Source organism: Alkalibacterium sp. s-m-28, from assembly GCF_054658175.1.
On sequence record NZ_BAAGIQ010000462.1, the window covers coordinates 1 to 253 of the forward strand.

1 protein-coding gene is annotated in these 253 nt (G+C 32.8%); it reads right to left on the reverse strand.

Annotation, left to right across the window (positions count from 1 at the left end; all coding sequences use genetic code 11):
- Window positions 1-120: 120 nt before the first annotated feature.
- Window positions 121-253, reverse strand: a 133-nt coding sequence (locus tag ACYQ4S_RS12995) for a transposase (protein WP_459771602.1), incomplete at its 5' end; no start/stop codon positions are given.

Consider the following 253-nt stretch of genomic DNA (forward strand, 5'->3'; position numbering starts at 1 on the left):
TCATTTTTGTTTTATACTTATCCATGTTGTAAGTCCTTTGTTTTGGTCTTGGATAAGTCATCCAACCCCATTATAAAGGACTTTTTTATATCATGAAACAGTTAAATTTTTAATGCAACACTAGTGATATTCTTTAACAATATGTTTTGATACATTCCCTAATGTAGACATAAAGTAGCTACCTGACCATAAGTGTCCTCCCCACAACTGCTCTTTCGTTTCAGGGTATTTTTTAAACCACATTCTTGCCGAA